The organism is Chitinophaga oryziterrae, from assembly GCF_009758125.1.
GTDB classification, from domain to species: domain Bacteria; phylum Bacteroidota; class Bacteroidia; order Chitinophagales; family Chitinophagaceae; genus Chitinophaga; species Chitinophaga oryziterrae.
The window spans coordinates 1-3,435 of the sequence record NZ_WRXO01000023.1; the positions used below are offsets into that span (position 1 = coordinate 1).

The 3,435-nt window shown below is 45.8% G+C and carries 1 protein-coding gene; it reads left to right on the top strand.

The window, feature by feature from the left end; all coding sequences use genetic code 11:
* The coding region (locus tag GO495_RS31800; RefSeq protein ID WP_157303998.1) for a non-ribosomal peptide synthetase at nucleotides 1–3,435 on the top strand (3,435 nt) is incomplete at both ends.

A 3,435-nucleotide genomic window follows, 5' to 3' on the forward strand; every position in this document is an offset into this window, starting at 1 on the left:
ATCTGGGTCGTAAGGATGACCAGGTAAAGATCCGGGGTTACCGTGTAGAACTGGGAGAGGTGCAGTTGCGATTGCAACAGGCTCCCGGAGTCAGACAGGCGGTGGTATTGGCGCGTGAAGACAGGGAAGGAACTCGTTTGCTGGCAGGTTATGTAGTGAGTGATGAGCCGTTAGATAAAGAGGCGGTACAGTTGTATCTGAAGTTGTCATTGCCGGATTATATGGTACCTGGTATATTATTACAGGTAGATGAAATCCCCCTGACCACTAACGGTAAGGTTGATAAACGTAAGTTATTAGAGGTGGAAGTCTCTTCGCGGCAGGGTCATGTTTATGAAGCGCCACGTGATGAAACGGAATCCCAGCTGTTATCAGTGTGGTCCTCATTGTTGGGAATAACACAAATCGGTATCCACGATAACTTCTTTGAACTGGGCGGACACTCCCTGATGGCAATGCGTATGCTGGCATTTATACGCAAACAGATGGGGACAGAATTGGTGATCAAACAGATTTTTGAATATCCTACTATAGCGGCGCTGGCGCGCTGTGTAAATAGCGGTAATGATGGTTTGTTGCCAGCAATTTTAAAGATAGATAGAAACCATCGTATTCCACTGTCATTCTCTCAGGAGCGTTTATGGTTTATTGATAAATTAAGTGGAAGTATTCAATATCATCTGCAATGGGGATTCCATTTAACAGGTGAACTGAATATAGATGCATTGGAGTCTTCTTTCCGGGAAATCATAGCGAGACATGAAGTGTTGCGTACCGTGATTCGTGAAGAAGATGGTGTTGGCTACCAATTGCTGCGTGATGCAGCGGGCTGGCATATGCAGTGTATCAGCAGGAGTGAGATCATGGAAGATGTGCATGTATGGATCGGCCAGCAGGCGGAAAAACCTTTCGACCTGGCCAGTGATTTTATGCTGCGTGTAAGTCTGGTCACGGTTGCTGAAAGAGAATATTACCTCTCAGGTGTAGTCCATCATATCGCCTGTGATGGCTGGTCTATCGGTATCATCGTGGACGAACTGGTAAACCTTTATGAAAGTAAACTCAAAGGCGACCCCTCTCCATTGCAACCCTTACCGGTGCAGTATGCTGATTTTGCAATATGGCAGCGTAACTGGTTGTCGGGCGAAGTCCTGGAAAAGAAATTATCTTATTGGGAACAACAATTGAAGGGTGTTGCGCCCTTGTCTCTGCCGGTGGATTATCCTTACCCCGCAGAACAGCGCATTCGTGGTGGTCGTGTGACAATGATGACTGACCATGTATTGCATGAGCGTTTAGAGGCTTGTGCACAGAGGGAAGGTGTCACCTTGTTTATGCTGTTATTGGCAGCTTTTAAAGTATTATTACACCGTTCCAGCGGTCAGGAAGATATCTGTGTAGGCAGTCCTGCAGCGGGTCGTGGTCAGCAGGAAACAGAAGGCCTCATTGGATTTTTCCTGAATACCCTGGCATTACGCAGCCATGTGGACAGTAATCAATCTTTCTCTTCATTACTACAGGAAATTAAACAAACTACGTTAGGTGCTTATGAGCACCAGGAAGTACCTTTTGAGAAGATAGTGGAAGTGCTGGGCGTGGAGCGTGACCGGACACGCAACGCGGTATTCCAGGTCTGGCTGGTATTACAGAATATGCCGGGTGGAGGAGAATTAAGATTAGGAGATGTAGAATTGGAAGGAGCTGGATCTGCAACGATCACCTCACAGTTTGAACTGAACCTTGATATTACCCCTTTTAGGGATGGTTTACGTTTATCACTGACCTATTGCGCTGATCTTTTCAATGAACCGACAGTCACCCGTATGCTGTCTCATTACCAGCATATACTGGAAGCAATTGCATCAGATATGTCACTGCGTATCGGGTCGTTGCCGATGTTATCAGCAGTAGAAACACAGCAATTACTGGGTTGGGGTAAAGGAGAGTTAACCAGCTATTACCCGGCAGGAAGTCAATTATCATCCCTTTTCTCCGCACAGGCATGTCTGACACCTGAATCTACCGCACTATTATTCGGTACAGACTCACTAAGTTATAACGCACTGGAAATAAGAAGCAACCAGTTAGGTAATCACCTGCGTCAATTAGGTGTACAGCGTGGCGAACTGGTGGGCATATTTATGGAACGAGGCATCAATATGATTGTGGCCATTTTGGGCATCTTAAAGGCAGGAGGAGCCTATGTTCCGCTGGAACCATCTTACCCTCATGAGCGTTTGTCTTATCTGTTGGAAGACAGTGGTTGCCGGCTGGTTATTAGTACAATGGATTTAGAGAGCCATTTGCCATTAGGGCCGTCGATTATTTATATAGATGAAGCGTCAACAAAAAGTACTGCATTACCGGATGCTGGTATAACACCAACTGACCTTGCTTATGTGATCTATACATCAGGAAGTACCGGTCACCCGAAGGGAGTATTGATAGAGCATGGTTCTGTTGTGAACTTAATCGGCAGCCAGTTAAAGACATTTGGTATTGATTCCTCAGAACGTATCCTGCAATTCTCCAATTACAGTTTTGACGCATCTGTAGAACAGATTTTCCTGGCATTACTGAGTGGCGCAACACTGGTACTGATGGACAAAAAAACACAGTTGGATCCTGTTGCATTTGAAGCGTTATTACTAACACAACAGGTAACCCACCTGCATGCTACACCAGGCTTTTTAGAAACCCTTCGGCCTGGTTTATACGGTGGTTTAAAACGAGTGATAGCCGGTGGAGAAGCCTGTAATAAATCACTGGCAGAGAAGTGGGGCAGCCTGTTGACATTCTATAATGAATACGGTCCCACAGAAACAACTGTCACAGCCATAGAGTGGCAGACAACAGCAGGAGAAGCCGGAGAAGACATCCTACCAATAGGTCGTCCTTTAGGTAATACGCGTGCTTACATCATAGATAACTATGGTGAACTGGCAGGTATCGGCATCACGGGTGAGTTGTACATAGGAGGCATACAAGTAGGTCGTGGTTACCTGAATCAAGCCTCCCAGACAGCCAGTCATTTTATTCTTCGCAATGGAGAGCGGGTCTATCGTACGGGAGATGATGCACGTTGGTTACCAGATGGCAATATTATGTTTATGGGTCGCCGGGATGAACAGGTAAAGGTACGGGGTTACCGTATAGAACTGGGTGAGATCAGTACTGTGCTGCAACAGGCACCCGGCATCAGGCAAGCGGTAGTATTATTAAATAACAAGCGGCTAGTAGGTTATATAGTAGTCTCAGAAGATTATGAGAAGTCTGTAGTACAACACTACCTTGAGAATCAACTACCGGACTACATGGTACCGGCACAGTTGATAGAAATAGAATACATACCATTAACCTCGAACGGTAAAACGGATAAAAAGAAACTGCTGGATCTGTCGGCTGTTAAGGAGGAAACACAACAGTATGAAAGCG